This window comes from Rhizobium sp. FG113, from assembly GCF_057809895.1.
The window spans coordinates 1,308,432-1,324,569 of sequence record NZ_JBMDKV010000001.1 but is presented as its reverse complement, the minus strand read 5'-3'; the positions used below and the strand labels follow the sequence as shown (position 1 = coordinate 1,324,569).

General features: G+C 59.2%; 17 protein-coding genes and 2 riboswitches. Of the genes, 13 read left to right on the top strand and 4 right to left on the bottom strand.

Features of this window, described 5'->3' with window-relative positions; all coding sequences use genetic code 11:
- Positions 1-71 precede the first annotated feature (71 nt).
- Positions 72-452, top strand: coding sequence for a hypothetical protein (locus tag ACODTZ_RS05895; protein ID WP_489024450.1), 381 nt, complete (start codon positions 72-74; stop codon positions 450-452).
- Here the strand turns inward: ACODTZ_RS05895 and ACODTZ_RS05890 are convergent.
- Together ACODTZ_RS05890 and ACODTZ_RS05885 are read right to left on the bottom strand one after the other, a co-directional pair.
- Positions 449-1,477: a methionine synthase gene (locus tag ACODTZ_RS05890; protein WP_489024449.1), complete on the bottom strand. Its 1,029-nt coding sequence runs from the start codon at positions 1,475-1,477 to the stop codon at positions 449-451. The two genes, ACODTZ_RS05895 and ACODTZ_RS05890, sit on opposite strands and share 4 nt — an antisense overlap.
- Positions 1,478-1,504: 27 nt before the next feature.
- Positions 1,505-2,488 (bottom strand): DUF1852 domain-containing protein, encoded by a 984-nt coding sequence (locus ACODTZ_RS05885; RefSeq protein ID WP_489024447.1) that lies wholly within the window; start codon positions 2,486-2,488, stop codon positions 1,505-1,507.
- A 203-nt stretch (positions 2,489-2,691) separates the two neighbouring features.
- A riboswitch (cobalamin riboswitch) is annotated at positions 2,692-2,905 on the top strand.
- A 172-nt stretch (positions 2,906-3,077) separates the two neighbouring features.
- On the opposite strand from ACODTZ_RS05885, the gene ACODTZ_RS05880 reads away from it, so the two are divergent.
- Positions 3,078-3,965 (top strand): LysR family transcriptional regulator, encoded by an 888-nt coding sequence (locus ACODTZ_RS05880; RefSeq protein ID WP_489024445.1) that lies wholly within the window; start codon positions 3,078-3,080, stop codon positions 3,963-3,965.
- A gap of 130 nt (positions 3,966-4,095) precedes the next feature.
- Here ACODTZ_RS05880 and aztD read toward each other — a convergent pair whose 3' ends face one another.
- Positions 4,096-5,325: a zinc metallochaperone AztD gene (aztD, locus tag ACODTZ_RS05875; protein ID WP_489024443.1), complete on the bottom strand. Its 1,230-nt coding sequence runs from the start codon at positions 5,323-5,325 to the stop codon at positions 4,096-4,098.
- 218 nt (positions 5,326-5,543) lie between these two features.
- Positions 5,544-5,765: riboswitch (cobalamin riboswitch) on the top strand.
- Positions 5,766-6,014: 249 nt separating this feature from the next.
- Between aztD and nrdH the strand changes: the two genes are divergently transcribed.
- Genes nrdH through nrdF form a run of 4 tightly spaced genes read left to right on the top strand, consistent with a single transcriptional unit; the run spans position 6,015 to position 9,803 of the window.
- A complete protein-coding gene (gene nrdH, locus ACODTZ_RS05870; RefSeq protein ID WP_489024441.1) occupies positions 6,015-6,236 on the top strand; it encodes a glutaredoxin-like protein NrdH in 222 nt (73 codons plus the stop codon).
- A 10-nt stretch (positions 6,237-6,246) separates the two neighbouring features.
- Positions 6,247-6,660 (top strand): class Ib ribonucleoside-diphosphate reductase assembly flavoprotein NrdI, encoded by a 414-nt coding sequence (nrdI, locus tag ACODTZ_RS05865; RefSeq protein ID WP_489024439.1) that lies wholly within the window; start codon positions 6,247-6,249, stop codon positions 6,658-6,660.
- A complete protein-coding gene (gene nrdE / locus ACODTZ_RS05860) occupies positions 6,630-8,798 on the top strand; it encodes a class 1b ribonucleoside-diphosphate reductase subunit alpha (RefSeq protein WP_489024437.1) in 2,169 nt (722 codons plus the stop codon). Before nrdI ends, nrdE begins: the two co-directional genes overlap by 31 nt.
- 15 nt (positions 8,799-8,813) lie before the next feature.
- Positions 8,814-9,803 carry a class 1b ribonucleoside-diphosphate reductase subunit beta gene (gene nrdF / locus ACODTZ_RS05855; RefSeq protein ID WP_489024436.1) on the top strand — a complete coding sequence of 330 codons (990 nt, stop codon included), beginning with the start codon at positions 8,814-8,816 and terminating at the stop codon, positions 9,801-9,803.
- A gap of 107 nt (positions 9,804-9,910) precedes the next feature.
- Here nrdF and ACODTZ_RS05850 read toward each other — a convergent pair whose 3' ends face one another.
- Positions 9,911-10,792 (bottom strand): AraC family transcriptional regulator, encoded by an 882-nt coding sequence (locus tag ACODTZ_RS05850; protein WP_489024434.1) that lies wholly within the window; start codon positions 10,790-10,792, stop codon positions 9,911-9,913.
- 142 nt (positions 10,793-10,934) lie between these two features.
- Here ACODTZ_RS05850 and ACODTZ_RS05845 point away from each other — a divergent pair, with 142 nt between their 5' ends.
- From ACODTZ_RS05845 to ACODTZ_RS05815, 7 genes are all read left to right on the top strand, one after another.
- On the top strand, positions 10,935-11,678 hold the full coding sequence (locus ACODTZ_RS05845; protein ID WP_489024809.1) for an SDR family NAD(P)-dependent oxidoreductase: 744 nt from the start codon (positions 10,935-10,937) through the stop codon (positions 11,676-11,678).
- 15 nt (positions 11,679-11,693) lie between these two features.
- A complete protein-coding gene (locus ACODTZ_RS05840; protein WP_489024432.1) occupies positions 11,694-12,089 on the top strand; it encodes a VOC family protein in 396 nt (131 codons plus the stop codon).
- Between the two features lies 1 nt (position 12,090).
- A complete protein-coding gene (locus ACODTZ_RS05835) occupies positions 12,091-13,074 on the top strand; it encodes a saccharopine dehydrogenase family protein (protein WP_489024430.1) in 984 nt (327 codons plus the stop codon).
- A gap of 13 nt (positions 13,075-13,087) precedes the next feature.
- On the top strand, positions 13,088-13,414 hold the full coding sequence (locus ACODTZ_RS05830) for a nuclear transport factor 2 family protein (protein WP_489024428.1): 327 nt from the start codon (positions 13,088-13,090) through the stop codon (positions 13,412-13,414).
- A gap of 104 nt (positions 13,415-13,518) precedes the next feature.
- Positions 13,519-13,989, top strand: a complete 471-nt coding sequence (locus tag ACODTZ_RS05825) for a nuclear transport factor 2 family protein (RefSeq protein ID WP_489024427.1) — start codon at positions 13,519-13,521, stop codon at positions 13,987-13,989.
- 195 nt (positions 13,990-14,184) lie between these two features.
- Positions 14,185-14,568 carry a glyoxalase superfamily protein gene (locus tag ACODTZ_RS05820; protein ID WP_047511429.1) on the top strand — a complete coding sequence of 128 codons (384 nt, stop codon included), beginning with the start codon at positions 14,185-14,187 and terminating at the stop codon, positions 14,566-14,568.
- A 298-nt stretch (positions 14,569-14,866) separates the two neighbouring features.
- Positions 14,867-16,042 (top strand): helix-turn-helix transcriptional regulator, encoded by a 1,176-nt coding sequence (locus tag ACODTZ_RS05815; protein ID WP_489024425.1) that lies wholly within the window; start codon positions 14,867-14,869, stop codon positions 16,040-16,042.
- Positions 16,043-16,138 lie beyond the last annotated feature (96 nt).

The following is a 16,138-nucleotide window of genomic DNA, read 5'->3' as shown; positions in this document are numbered from 1 at the left end:
AAAATATTCATCCTCAAGATAGAGAGGTATGAAGCATACGGTTAGGTCCTGCCGGCCGATAAGGTTTATGAATGGGGAGCATCAATGCGCAACTACACCGGCGCAGGGGGAGGTTGTCCTATGAGCAGAACGAAGTGCCGCGGCGCTCTGCAGCGATCACTGGATTCAAACAGGCGCTTCTTTCTCCATGTAGTCGCTACCGCGAACTGAACCGACACGACAACCACGTCGTCAGCCTGGATAAGTCCAACAACACCTCGATGGAATTGCCGTCACCGCTTGTAGCGAAGCGCGTCCAGAAGCATCGAAAATGGCGCGCACCATTGCTCAAGAACGTGAATGAGGCATCCCTCCAGAAGATCGGGTTGGACGAGATCCTCAGGAATGAACGCGTCGCCGAAGCGGTGATCCAACATGTTGATGTCGGCCTCCTGATGCTCGCCCATTCCTAGGCCGAGACCTCCCTTCGAATGATCTCGGCGCCGGCGCTCAAGGCTTTCAGTTTGCCCCGTGCGACTTGACGAGATAGGGGCGCCATGCCGCAGTTGGTGCAGGGATAAAGCTTGTCGGCATCCACGAACTGCAGTGCTTTTCGCAGGGTATCGGCGACTTCCTGCGGGGTCTCGATGGCATTTGACGCCACGTCGATGGCTCCCACCATCACCTTCTTGCCCCGGAGAAGTTCGATGAGATCGATCGGCACATGGGAGTTGTGGCATTCCAGCGAGATGAGATCGATATTGGATTTCTGCAGCTTGGGGAAGGATTCCTCGTATTGCCGCCACTCCGACCCCAGGGTTTTCTTCCAATCCGTATTGGCCTTGATGCCGTAGCCATAGCAAATATGGACGGCCGTTTCGCACTTCAGGCCTTCGATTGCCTTTTCAAGGGTCGCGACGCCCCAATCATTCACTTCATCAAAGAAGACATTGAACGCGGGCTCATCGAGCTGGATGATATCAACACCAGCCGCCTCCAACTCCCTCGCTTCTTCATTGAGGATCTTGGCAAACTCCCAGGCGAGCTTTTCGCGGCTTTTATAGTGCGCGTCATAAAGCGTATCGATCATCGTCATCGGCCCCGGCAAGGCCCACTTGATCGGCTGCCTAGTCTGCTGTCGCAGAAACCTGGCGTCCTCGACAAAGACCGACTTTGGCCGAGACACGGCACCGACGACGGTCGGAACGCTCGCATCATAGCGATTGCGAATCCTCACCGTCTCCCGTTTCTCGAAATCAACGCCATCAAGATGCTCGACGAATGTCGTGACGAAGTGCTGGCGCGTCTGCTCGCCGTCGCTGACGATATCGATGCCTGCCTGTCGTTGATCGTCCAGGGCCAAACGCAGGGCGTCTCGCTTGCCTTCGGCCAATTCCTCATCCTGCAACTTCCATGGCGACCAGAGTTTTTCAGGTTGAGCCAGCCACGAGGGTTTGGGCAAGCTGCCGGCGGTTGAGGTGGGCAACAGTTTTTTCATGATAAGCGACCTTGTGTCTTTGGTTCTTCAACGAGCGTGATTGGCAGACCATTGTTCAAGAATGGCCCTGTACGGCTTGATGAAGTGCTCCTCGGCAAACCTTCCTTGCTCGACAGCCAATCGACTTCGTTCCTCGCGGTCGTAGACGATGCGCGTGAGCGAATAATCCTGGTGCTTCAGGTTGGGCTGATAGCAGGCGCCTGCCGCAGAGTTGGCGTTGTAGATCTCGGGCCGATAGATCTTCTGAAACGTCTCCATCGTGCTGATGGTGCTGATCAGTTCAAGATTGGTGTAATCATCGAGCAGGTCGCCGAGGAAATAGAAGGCAAAAGGTGCAACGCTGTTCGGAGGCATGAAGAAGCGAACCTGCAGCCCCATTTTCTGGAAGTAGAGATCCGTCGAAGACAACTCATCCTGTTCGTATTCGACACCCAATACGGGATGCTGATTTCCTGTCCTGCGATATGTCTTGCTGCTCGAGGCGCTGAGGCAAATGACTGGCGCCTTGTGAAAATGCGCTCTGTAGGCATCCGAGTTCAGGAAGCACTTGAACAGGTTTCCATGCAGATCGCCGAAATCGGCTGGGGCCGCGAAAGCAGAGCGATCCCTGTTGTACTCAGGCAGCACGACGCTGAAGTCGTAATCCCGGACGTAGGAGGAGAAGTTGTTGCCGACAATGCCCTCGATGCGCTCGTGGGTCTTTCCATCGACGATGGTCGTCTTCAATATCTCGATCAATGGGAAAACATCATTGTCGCCTTGCGCATCGATGTTCATCTCCACCGAGATGATGTCGAGCTCGACGGCATAACGATCGCCTTTGGGATTGTCCCAATGCGCCAGGGCGTTGAAACGGTTGTCGATCATCCTCAGCGCGTTGCGCAGGTTCGCCTGGCGGCTCTTGCCTCTCGCCAGATTGGCAAAGTTGGTAGTAACCCGCGTATGTTCCGCGGGGCGATAGTCCTCATCGAAGCAAATGCTCTTGATGGTAAACTTGAGCTCTGTACTCATCGCGGTCCGGCATCCTAATGGGGTTCTCAGTCGGCAGTCTCGGACTGTCTCTCCTGAAGCTGTCCGCCTCTTATGCCTGACGGACTGAGCGGGAAATATTGGTTTTATCTCATGGAGCCATGAGCCGTGCTCATGGTTTAAAGGCGGGCGCCGAACCTCGCGCGGCACTGATGATCACGTCTTGACCACTTCGGCGACATCAGACATTGGTTGGTCATCGTGGTTCTCGGGCGCGCCAATGCGCTGGAGCTAAGAGGGAATTCGGTGAAGGTTTGATTTACAGCCCGAGGCCGAAGCTGCCCCCGCAACTGTAAGCGGTGAGCGAAAGTCCATAGAAGTCACTGAGGCCAGCCTCGGGAAGACGGACCAGAGCGACGACCCGTGAGCCAGGAGACCTGCCGCGATCGATAACGTCCACGGGCGGGGTGTCCCGGAGTGCCGCTTTCGCGTCGGCACTCCCGTGCCGTCGTCTCTGCGTCATCGTCCTGCCCTGCCGCAACCTGATGGTAGTGCCGATGACAGAAACCTTCATGATACAAAGATCCGCCCAGCGCGACGTCGTTTCTTTCGATAACGCGCGGGCGTAATGATGTTGGATAGGCAGCATCTATCGATCCTGCGCGAGGTCGACCGACTGGGCAGCCTGACGGCTGCGGCGGAGCGGCTGAATCTCTCGCAATCGGCTCTCAGCCACACGATCCGCAAGCTCGAAGAACGCTATGGCGTTGCGATGTGGGCGAAGGACGGCCGCAACCTTCGTCTCACGGAGGCCGGCCGCTACATCGTGGGACTTGCGCAGCGAGTCCTGCCGCAGATCGAAAGGGCTGAGACTGTCCTGTCGGATTATCGCCATGGCCAGCGGGGCTCGCTCAGGATTGGCATGGAGTGTCATCCCTGCCACCAATGGCTCATGGGTGTCACGAAGCCCTATCTCATGGACTGGCCGGATGTGGACCTCGAACTGACGACATCATTCGCCTTCGGCGGCGTCGCGGCGCTCACAGGATACGAAATCGATATCCTGATCACGCCGGATCCGATCGAGACGCCGGGCATCCACTATCTGCCGGTGTTCGATTACGAGTTGGTGCTCGCCGTGCCGGTCGATCATCCGCTGGCGCTGAAACGACATGCCGAGCCTGCCGACCTTCTGGATGAGACGCTGTTCACCTACCCGGTGCCGCCGGAGCGGCTGGATGTGTTCACGCATTTTCTGGTGCCCGCAAACTGCCGGCCGCGCCACCACCGCAATGTGGAGACGACGGAAATGATGCTTCAGCTCGTCGCGGCGGGCCGCGGAGTGAGCGCCATTCCGAACTGGCTTGTGCGGCGGGAAGCGGCAGAGCTCGGTGTCCGGCCCGTCAGCATCGGGCAAAGGCGAATCCGGAAAAGCATTCATCTCGGTCTAAGAGAAGGCGACGACGCGCTCGATTTCATATCGGGGTTTCTCGCGACGTCGCGCCGGATATCGGCCTGACGTGGCGATATCTTCGATCCGCCTCGACGGCCCACCGCTCTTGCGCGCTGTAACATCACGGGGCCTGTGGGCGCGCAACGTTCGAACTCTTAAGGGGAGCGCCAGCGTGGGCAGGCGCTCCCCTCTGTGGCTAGTGTACTGCACCCGATCCGCCGACCGCGACAATTGCGAAGGGCTGTCCTTCGACGGCGATCGTCCTGTCTTCCTTGAATGTCTCAGCGTCGACCATGCGAACCAGGCTATGGCGCGGATCGGTTACGGCGATGTGGTCGCCGGCAACGGCGAGGCGCGGCCGTGGGTCGCGCCAATGGCCATCCTTGCTATAGGGCTCGGTGACCGATACCGACGTCTTGATGCTGCCATCCACGACGTCCAGCAGATGAAGCTTGCCATCTTCCGTCAGGACATAGGGATTGTGGTGCCTTGCGTGGTCGAGCGCGAAATCGATGCGGCGCAGAGGCAGGTCGATGAGGCGATAGGGCTTTTTGTCGTCGGGATCGATCAGCACCACCTTGTCTTCCCCGTAGTTTCCGAGAAAGAACTGCATGGAGGTTCCGCCAAGAAGCGTCGAGACCTTGCCCTTGGGCATTCCATCGCCATAGCTCAGCATTTCGATCTTCGGCCCATCGATGCCACCAGGCCGTACGACAAGGACACCTTCCTCGCAACCGAAGGCGACAAGACGCGCGGAGGTCGCTTCGCCGTGGAGGCCCGTGCATTTTGCTACATCGCCCACCTGTTTTCCGTCTCTGTCGAGCACGCGAAGACCAAGGCGCGGCGGCAATTCCCTCTCCTTGGCCGGTGCCTCCATGTTTGGCACGGAGACAAGAAGATAATTGCCCATCGGAACGGCAACGCCGTGGTGGGCGGCTGTGGCGTCGTATGGTTTGGGATCTGCCTTGCCTTCCTGCAGCGCGCTTTCCTTTAGAAGGTCGAAGCTGTTTTCACGATCGAAAAATACGGCAAGGTCGTCTCCATGCGCGACCACGTGGCCCGGCTTATGGCCTTTAATCATCGGTGCCAGCAGTTTCGGATCCTTGATCTCGATGTCGCGATGTTCGCCATGGTCGGACAGGGCAATCCCCGTGTCGATCGCGTGGACGACATTCTGGTCGCCCTGGATCGCGAACACGGTGCGGCCGGTATCGCTGAGCGACAGCGCCGCATAACCCTCCAATTCGAAACGACCGATTTGCTTGTCGCTACCAAGATCGATAGCGCGAACGATCGGCTGCGTATGGTCTGCAACGAAGAGGCGCCAGGTCTCGCGGCTTTCCTCCTCGGCGCGCAGCGTCAGGGGCGTAACGGTGCCGGCGATGATCGTTGTGGCGAGGAGTAAAGGAACCTTGGATCGGAACATGGATGTCTCCCAATTTTGAAACTGTCGTCTTTGAGATCTGGCTTCGAGACCGCCAAAGTAAGCCGTCGTGCACGAGCGAGATCCGATGATCTGTAATGTTATACAGTTACGATATAAACTGTGAATTAGTTCTGTGGTCAAGATGGCCTGCGGAAAAATTCCCAGAAGGAAGATGAGGATAAACGATCGCACCCGTTGACGAGATTTTAGCCTCGTATACTATATCTAGTGTTCGAGGTTCTTCCGATTCGCGTCGGAAGCTAAGACGGGAATACGGTGCGTGAGGCCCATGACGGGCTGAGTAATGCCGGAGCTGCCCCCGCAACTGTAAGCGGCGAGCATTCGATCGATACGTCCACTGATGTCTTCAGGGCATTGGGAAGGCAGATCGGATGTGACGACCCGCAAGCCAGGAGACCTGCCTTGCAACGAGAACGTCCACGGGCGGGGTGTCCGGAAGGTCGCGATTGCGTGCGGGATGTTGCCGTGCGTACCGCTTCCCCTGACCGCCGCATGAGCCACTTCGGGGTGAAGTCCTATGATCTTGAGTTTCGAATTCCGTCCGCGCGAGTGACGGGCGCCTGAGCGTCCGGCGACTGCAAGCGGCTGCCTTCATCATCCATCATTTTTGCCCGGACATCGGCGGATGTCCGATCGCTATCGCACGCCTATCCGACACGAGGATTACCATGACCATTACCGTCTACAGCAAGCCCGCCTGCGTCCAATGCACTGCGACCACCCGCGCGCTCGATCGCCAGGGGATCAACTATGACGTGATCGACGTCTCGACCGACATGGCGGCCTACGAACTCGTGCAGGGGCTCGGCTATCGCCAGGTTCCTGTCGTCGTTGCCGGCGATCTGCACTGGGCGGGCTTCCGTCCGGACATGATCAGCGCGCTGGCCTGAGGATCGGCCGATGGGTGAGCTCGTCTATTTCTCCAGCAGATCCGAGAACACCCATCGCTTTGTCGGAAAACTCGGGCTGCCGGCCTCGCGCATTCCCGTCAGTGCGGAGCTCATGCTGACCGCGCAACGTCCCTTTGTGCTTGTTGTCCCGACTTATTGCGGCGACGGAGGCAAGGGCGCCGTGCCCAAACAGGTCATCCGCTTCCTCAACGATGCGGACAACCGTTCGAACCTCCGGGGCGTGATCGCCGCGGGCAACAGCAACTTCGGCGAGACCTTCGGGCTTGCCGGCGACATCATCTCCAGGAAATGCCAGGTGCCTTACCTCTACAGGTTCGAGCTTCTCGGCACCGATGAGGATGTCGCCAATGTCACACACGGATTGGAACGATTTTGGACACGGCAGTTCTCGAACGCCCCTTGAAGGCGACAGACAGTAAGATAGCCGACGCAACGCTCGACTATCACGCGCTGAACGCGATGCTGAACCTCTATGACGAGGACGGCAGGATTCAGCTCGACAAGGATCGGCAGGCGGCGAAGCAGTATTTCCTGCAGCATGTGAACCAGAACACGGTGTTCTTCCACAATCTCAGGGAGAAGCTCGATTATCTCGTGACGGAGGGCTACTACGAGCAGGAGGTGCTGGACCAGTATTCGTTCAATTTCGTCCGCGACCTGTTTGACCACGCCTACGATAAGAAGTTCCGCTTCCCGACCTTCCTCGGCGCCTTCAAATATTACACCAGCTATACGCTGAAGACCTTCGACGGAAAGCGCTACCTCGAGCGCTATGAAGACCGCATCTGCATGGTGGCGTTGGCGCTGGCGCGCGGCAATGAGGGGCTCGCCCGCGACATGGTCGACGAGATCATTTCCGGCCGTTTCCAGCCGGCGACGCCGACCTTCCTCAATGCGGGCAAGAAGCAGCGCGGCGAACTCGTCTCGTGCTTCCTGCTCAGGATCGAGGACAACATGGAGAGCATCGCGCGCGGCATCAATTCGGCGCTGCAGCTCTCCAAGCGCGGCGGCGGGGTCGCTCTTTCGCTGACGAACCTGCGCGAGGCCGGCGCGCCGATCAAGCAGATCGAAAACCAGTCGTCGGGCGTGATCCCGGTCATGAAGCTGCTGGAGGACAGTTTCTCCTACGCCAACCAGCTTGGCGCGCGTCAAGGAGCGGGAGCAGTCTATCTGAACGCCCATCACCCCGACATCATGCGCTTCCTCGATACCAAGCGCGAGAACGCCGACGAGAAGATCCGCATCAAGACGCTGTCGCTCGGCGTCGTTGTCCCCGATATCACCTTCGAACTCGCCAAGAACAACGAGGACATGTACCTGTTCTCGCCCTACGACGTCGAACGCGTCTATGGCGTCGCCTTCAGCGAGATCTCGGTTACCGAGAAATACCGCGAGATGGTGGCCGACTCCAGGATCAAGAAGAAGAAGGTCAAGGCGCGCGACTTTTTCCAGGTGATCGCCGAGATCCAGTTCGAGAGCGGCTATCCCTACATCATGTTCGAAGACACGGTGAACAAGGCGAACCCGATCGCTGGGCGCATCACCATGAGCAATCTTTGCTCGGAGATCCTGCAGGTCAGCGATGCCAGCACCTATGCGGATGATCTTTCATACGACCACCTCGGCAAGGATATCTCCTGCAATCTCGGCTCGCTGAACATCGCCGCGACCATGGATTCTGCGGATTTCGGAAAGACGATCGAGACCTCGATCAGGGCGCTGACCGCCGTCTCCGATATGAGCAATATCACCTCGGTTCCATCGGTCGCCAAGGGCAATGCAGACAGCCACGCCATCGGTCTCGGCCAGATGAACCTGCACGGCTATCTCGCCCGCGAACGCATCTATTACGGCTCCGACGAAGGCGTCGATTTCACCAACATTTACTTCTACACGGTGACCTATCACGCCATCCGCGCGTCGAACCGGCTGGCAGTCGAGCGCGGCCAGAGCTTCAAGGGCTTCGAGAACTCGAAATACGCATCGGGCGACTATTTTGACAAATACACTGAAAGCGAGTGGGCGCCGGCGACGGCGCGCGTGGCCGAACTGTTCGAGACGGCAGGCATCCATATCCCGACGCAGGACGACTGGTTGGAGTTGAAGAAGGCGGTCATGGAAGGTGGGCTTTATAACCAGAACCTGCAGGCCGTGCCGCCGACGGGCTCGATCTCCTACATCAACCACTCCACCTCGTCGATCCACCCGATCGTCTCCAAGATCGAGATCCGCAAGGAAGGCAAGATCGGCCGCGCCTATTATCCGGCTGCCTTCATGACCAACGACAATCTCGACTATTATCAGGATGCCTACGAGATCGGGCCGGAGAAGATCATCGACACCTATGCGGCGGCCACCCAGCATGTCGACCAGGGCCTGTCGCTGACGCTGTTCTTCCGCGACACCGCGACGACGCGCGATATCAACAAGGCGCAGATCTATGCGTGGAAGAAGGGCATCAAGACCATCTACTACATCCGCCTTCGCCAGATGGCGCTGACCGGCACGGAAGTGCAGGGCTGCGTTTCCTGCGCCCTTTGACCTCAGGTGACCAAGATGAACATTCAAGTGAAGACCAAGAACTCGAAGGTCGCCGCGGCCGTGCGCGCCATCAACTGGAACCGCATCGAGGACGACAAGGATCTCGAGGTCTGGAACCGCCTTACCGGCAATTTCTGGCTACCGGAGAAAGTGCCGCTGTCGAACGACATCCCATCCTGGGCGACGCTGAAGCCGGAGGAGCAGCAACTGACCATCCGCGTCTTCACCGGATTGACGCTGCTCGATACGATCCAGAACGGCGTTGGCTCGGTGAAACTCATGGCCGACGCAGTGACCCCGCATGAGGAGGCGGTGCTTTCCAACATCTCCTTCATGGAGGCGGTGCACGCGCGCTCCTATTCGTCGATCTTCTCGACGCTGTGCTCGACACCTGACGTCGACGATGCCTATCGCTGGTCGGAGGAGAACGAGTTCCTGCAGCGGAAGTCGGCGCTGATCATGGAACAGTACGCTTCCGATGATCCGCTGAAGAAAAAGGTCGCGTCGGTCTTCCTCGAGAGCTTCCTGTTCTACTCCGGCTTTTATCTCCCGATGTACTGGTCGAGCCGCGCCAAGCTCACCAACACCGCCGACATGATCCGCCTCATCATCCGCGACGAAGCCGTGCATGGCTACTATATCGGCTACAAGTTCCAGCGGGCAGTCGAGCGTTTGCCGGAAGCCCGCCGCCAGGAAATCAAGGACTTCGCCTTCGATCTGCTGCTCGAGCTCTACGACAACGAGGCGAAATACACCGAGGCGCTCTATGACGGCGTTGGCCTCACCGAGGACGTCAAGAAGTTCCTGCACTACAATGCCAACAAGGCGCTGATGAACCTCGGCTACGAGGCACTGTTTCCGGCGGAAGCGTGCAAGGTAAATCCAGCGATCCTATCGGCGCTATCGCCCAATGCCGACGAGAACCATGACTTCTTCTCCGGGTCGGGTTCGTCCTATGTCATCGGCAAGGCCGTCGCTACTGAGGACGAAGACTGGGACTTCTGAGGTGGCGCACTAGCCGCTTTGGCAAAGAGTGACCACCAGCTTGCGCTGGTGGTCTGCACCCGGCCCGAAGCGGCCGTTGGATGAATGCATCCCGGCCAAGGCGCCCGTCACACAACCTCGCCGCGAAGACGCACGAGATCCTTCGAGGGCGGTAGCCCGAACTGCCTGGCGTATTCCCGGCTGAACTGGTTCGGGCTTTCATAACCAACGCCGAAGGCGACCGACGTTGCCGTTCCTTCTCCAGCCATCAAAAGCCTGCGCGCATGCAGCAGCCGGACCTGCTTTTGATATTGGATCGGGCTGAGCGCCGTGATTGCCTTGAAGTGTCGATGGAACGCCGAGACGCTGAGAGCTGCCATCTCCGCGAGAGCCTCGACCCTGAGCGGCTTGGCGAAGTTTTCCCGGATCCATTGGATCGCAACGCCGATACGGGACAGTGCCGCATCGGGCGCGGCAATGTCCCGTAGCATCCAGCCCAGCGGCCCTTGCAGCACCCTGAAGAGGATCTCACGCTCGTATGCAGGTGCAAGCACGGCGATTTCGTCCGGACGGTCCATCAGCCGGAGCATCCGCACCCAGGCGTCGAGGAACTCGTCGTTGACCGGCGCGACGGAGAAGCCAGAGCCGAAGAGCTTGCTGCAGACCTGCAGGGGCAGATCGCTGATGAGGGCGGCGACCGTCGGCGGGTGAAGCGTCAGGCTTACCGCGAGGTAGGGTTCTCCCGCCGCCGACGGGTGAACCGACCCCACCGCAGGAAGATCGACCGACATGACGAAATACGTCGCCGGGTCGTAGGCAAATGTCCGCTCGCCCACCGTCATCGTCTTCGACCCAGTCAGGATCAGGTTGACCATCGGCTCGTAGACGGCCGAGAGCCGATGCGCGGGAATTTCACCCTGGACCATCGCGACGCGTGGAATTCCCGTTTCCGTGCGGCGGTTTTCCGCCGTCGACGCCAGAGCGCGCAGCTCCTGAAGTTGTTTTTCCATGGAGGCGACCGTGACAGTTCGGGAAGGCCCCTGCAAGCGCAAAGCAGAAATAGGCAAGTTTCGGAGAGGAATAGGTGAGCGCGCGAGATGGTGCAGGCCTAGCTTAAGGTCACAGCAAACGGACAGGGAAACAGCCATGAAGATCGTCATCGTCATCGTCACCGGAGGAAGCCGGGGTCTCGGAGCCAGCACAGCCATCGAATGCGCCCGCAAAGGAATGGGCGTCGTCGTGACCTACAACAGCAACCCGGCAAAAGCGGACGATGTCGTGAAGACGATCATGGAGATCGGCGGCAAGGCCGTTGCGCTAAAACTCGACGTCGGCGACATCGGCGCGTTCCCGGCCTTCCGGGATGCGGTTGCATCGAAACTGCCGTCCGTCTTCGGCCGGGGCGACTTCGACTGTCTCGTCAACAATGCCGGATACGGCCTCTTCAATCCGATCGCGACCGTCACGGAAGAACAGTTCGACGGCCTCTTTAACGTCCATCTAAAGGGGCCGTTCTTTCTGACCCAGATCCTGCTGCCACTGATGGCGGAGGGTGGCCAGATCATCAACATCACCAGCGCCACTTCGCGCGTCGCGACCACAGGTGTCGCGCCCTATGCCTCCTTCAAAGGTGGTCTGGAAGTCCTGACCCGCTACATGGCCAAGGAGTTCGGAGAGCGCGGTATCCGGGCGAACTCGATCGCGCCCGGCGCAATCCGCACCGAACTCGGCGGCGGTTTGAACGACGAGTTCAAGGCCATGCTGGCAGGTCAGACCGCACTCGGCCGCGTCGGCGAGCCTGAAGAGATCGGTGGCGTCGTCGCCAGCCTTCTGTCCTCCGAGAATCGCTGGATCAACGCCCAGAACATCGAGGTCGCGGGCGGCTACATCATCTGAACGAAGGAGAGCAATATGCTCGACCATGTCTTCATTTCCGTCAGCGACATCGATCGCTCGATCGCCTTCTACGAGACGGCGCTGGCCCCACTCGGCATCGTTCACGCCCACGACTACGAGGGGAAGGACGGCCCTCCCGGTCATCCGGATCTGAAAGGGTTCGGGGCGAACGGCCGGGTATTCTTCTGGCTCCGCGAAGGCGTGGTCGAAGGCCGCGCAGTCCATGTCGGCTTCATCGCCGATAGCACCTCGCAGGTCGATGCCACCTTCGCCGCCGCCATGTTGGCAGGCGCCGCGGAAATCCATCCGCCGGGAGCACAGCTCCACTACGACCCCCACTATTACGCCGCCCAGGTCCGTGATCCGGACGGCTACAGCCTCGAATTCGTCTACAAGAAATGGCAGCACTAAAATGACAAAACTGATGATCTACGGCGCGACCGGCTATACCGGCCGCATGGCGGCGGAGCATGCGAAGAAGGCAGGCACGCCGCTTGTTCTCGCCGGCCGAAACGAAGCGACCCTCTCGACGCTTTCTGCAGAACTGGGCGTCGAATACCGCGTCTTTGGTCTCGACGATGCTGCGGCGATCGATACCGGTCTGGCCGGCATCTCCGTCCTGCTGAACTGCGCCGGTCCATTCATGCGCACGGCCGATGCCCTGATGAACGCGTCGATCCGCAACACTATCCACTATCTCGACACGGCTGCCGAACTCGACAGCTATCGTCTGGCCGAGGCTTTGGACGACGACGCGAAGGCTGCAGGTGTCATGCTCATGCCGGGCGGTGGTGGCAGTGTCGCCATGCTCGGTAGCCTCGCCGGGCACGCGGTGTCGCGTGTGAACAACCCTCGCAAGATCAGGATCGCGCTGCATGTGGCAGGCGGACTGTCACGCGGATCGGCGATCAGCGCCAGCGAGAACGTCACCGTCGAGACCCTGGCGCGGGTGGAGGGCGAGCTTGTTGCCATTGCCGCCGACGGCATTCGCAAATTCGATTTCGGCAATGGTGCGGTCGACTGCTTCCCGGTCACACTGCCCGACCTCGTCACCATCTGGCGGGCGACGGGCGTTCCCGATGTCGAGACCTTCGTGCATGTCACCGGCGACGGCTTCCCGCAGGGTGACCTTCCGGCACTTCCGGACGGCCCGAGTGAAGAGGAGAGGCTGGCGAACCGCTATCAAGCGTCCGTCGAAGTCACCGGCGCGGATGGGAAGGTCACCTGTGCCGTCCTCGATACGGTCAACGGCTACACGTTCACGGCCATGGCGGCAGCCGAGGCCGGCCGGCGCGTCTTGAAGGGCGAAGTCCGTACCGGTTTCCAGACGCCTGCGGCCCTATTCGGCACCGGCTTCGCACAGACAATCGCCGACACCTCGATCAGCGATGTCTGAGGAACCCGGCACCATGCAAAAGCTCGTCGAGTCCTTCATCGCGACCGCCAATGCCTTCGATGTCGAAGGGGCACTGTCCCTGTTCGCAACCGACGCCGTCATCGACGATATCTCGGTTGGCGACGCGTTCGTCGGCACTGACGGTGTCCGCCAATACCTCGAGCGGTTCTTCGTCGGTTACAGCACCAGCAGCAAGCTGTTGTCCATCAAGGAACTGGACCGCTTCCATTCGAACGTCCGACTCGATTTTACCGGCGATTTCGGACACGAGATCGGCATCCTGAAGATCGAGATCAATCCCACCGGCCTGATCGAGCGCATCGACGCCGATCTCGAATAGCAGACCCCATCAGTCCTATCGAACCAGAAACATCGGCGCCCAGCGCGCCGATGCCGGGGAAGGTGTGCGTCCCGCAGGCCTCCGGCACAACAAGGGGCACGTTCATGACCACATCGCCATCGTTTACACCGGACGCCGCGGACCGGCTCGCCGTCGTCGAGGCTCTCTATCGCTTCGCCGCCGGTATCGACCTTCGCGACAACAATCTCCTCGCCTCCTCGCTGGCGGAGAATGCCGTCTCCGATTTTCGGCCGGCGGCTGCCAAGGCCGGCTTCGACTATCCGGTCATCGAAGGCCGAGACGTCATCGTTTCCGCGCTGACGACATCGCTCGCCACCCTGGATACGACACATTCCGTCAGCAATCCGCGGGTGACGATCGATGGCGACACTGCACGCATGGATGTGCTGGTCGAAGCACAGCACGTTCCCCGCAGCGATCCCTCGCGTCAATACCTGATGAAGAACCGCTACGATGTCGAACTGAAGAGGAGCGGCGACCTCTGGGTCATCACCCGCAACACGGTCGATAATATCTGGCGCTCCGGAGACATTGGAGTTCTTTCCGGCATCTAGCCTCCACTATATGTGCCCAAGGAGCGCGGCAAGAGACTTTGTCTCCGCCGCTTAGTAGCTTATGGCGACGGGGTAGTGCGATGCTCGCTTGTGGCGCTTTGCGGAAGAGTCGCTCTCGTTTGGCTCGGCCCCTTTGCAGACACATGAATCGACCTGTAGAGTCACCCAGCGGATATCGACGTAGCGGAGACTTGCATGAGCGAAATTGCCCTGACGTCCATCGTCCCGATTCTCTTTGTGCGTGATGTGCCGGCGAGCGCGCAATTCTTCAACGAGAAACTCGGATTTGACGTCGATTTCCTCCACGGTACGCCGCCTTTCTACGGCGCTGTGTCGCGCGGCGCGGCCTGTCTGCATCTTCGATGTGTCAGCAAACCGAATTTTGCCGATCTGGCAGCACGCGAGGTCTCGCTCATTCTCGCTACGATTGAGGTCTCGGACGTGCACGGGTTGTTTGAGGAGCTGCGGGACCGCGGCGCGGAGTTTGCGCAGGAGCCAACCAGCCAGCCCTGGGGTGGAACGGACTTCCATGTCCGTGACCCGGACGGGAACGTGATCTCGTTCGTCGCCTACGAGTGATGGAACCATAGCAGCAGCCATCGTGAAATGCCCGATCGACGGCGTTGGTGGCTCACACTCGAAAGTGACCGACGTGTTCGCGGGGACTGGGGCTCCAGTTCAAATGATCTCGTCCGTGCGCGAATAGTCTCATCCTATTTGCGACAGAATCTTGTCGCATCTTGTTGCGCGAATACAACCTGAAAGGCGTATATGCGCAACATCTTAAGCATGACATTGAAGCATTCCAATTTTGCATTCTGAGCTTCAATGGTTGAATGACACTCTGTCCGATAAGCTTTCCACTGATGACCCGCCAATGTTCAAATATTGGTGTTCTTTGCATTCAAACGTTGTGGGGCGTGGCATGCATATGGATTGTAATTCTCTCATCAGCGACATCTACGATGCATCGACGAGCAACCAAGACTGGTCATCACTGGGTCAGCGCTTGTTCCGGTTCTTTGGCGCCGAAGCGGGGACGTTTCGTTTCCGGGACGGCGACGGCCGTTATACCAATGTCTTTCAGACATCCTCGCCTGACGAGGACAGCTACAGCAGTTACTATCTCCATATCGACCCGGTTCGGTCGGCGACATCACACATGAAGCCCGCAGCATCCGGAGCGGAGACCGTCGTGCTCGTCGACGAAATCGTCGATGGAGAACGCTATCGGCGATCCGAGTTCTACCAGGATTTCGCCAAGCCCAATGGCCGGGAAAACATGCTGATCGGCCTCGTTGGCGACAGCGATCACACCATCATGAGCTTCTTTCGAGATGGGAGGGCTTTCGGAAGTCGAGAGAGGACTGCGCTGGAGCAACTCATGCCGCACGTCCGCCGCGGCCTGAGGATGCGCCAGAAGCTATTTGAAGCCGAGCTTGCATCGCGCCTCACATATGCGGCCTTCGAAGCCTTGCCCGGAAGCGCTGTTGTTGTCGATGGCGATTGCAACGTGCTGTTCGCGAACACAGCCGCTACCAAGACGTTGTCACATCGGGACATTCCGATCTCCTTGTCCAAGGCGCTAAAAACAGGAAGCACGCGACTGGTTGTCGATCGAGGTGAGGGCGCGAAGATCCGGCAAATAGTCCACAGCGCTGCCAATGGCGGCAGTGGCGGTGCCGTTCGGATCGAGTTTGACGCCACCGAGAATTATCGCATCGGTCAACTCGCCGTGTTCGTCACCCCCTTGCCGGCGCAGGGGACCGCGCTCATAGCTGGCACGCCGGTCCTTGTGCTGATCAATGACATCTCGCAGCCACGATCGGCGCCGCCTCGCGTTTTCAGCGAATTGTTCGGGCTGAGCGCAGCCGAAGGCGCTGTCGCGGCAGCCTTGCTCGGCGGTCAAACAGCTGAGATCGTTGCGCGAGATCGCGAGGTATCGCTCGACACGGTGCGCACGCAGATACGGACGGTGCTGCGCAAGACCGACGCAGCCAACCTGCGTGACTTCGAACGCATCGGTGCGCTGTTGGGAACATACGTTCATTGAGTCTATCAAAGCGGCTCAATCTCATTCCGTTTAATCACCAGTTCTGAGGATGCGGCCTTTCGGCCGTGGTCGTAGGTAACGCGCAAGCTCATCGAT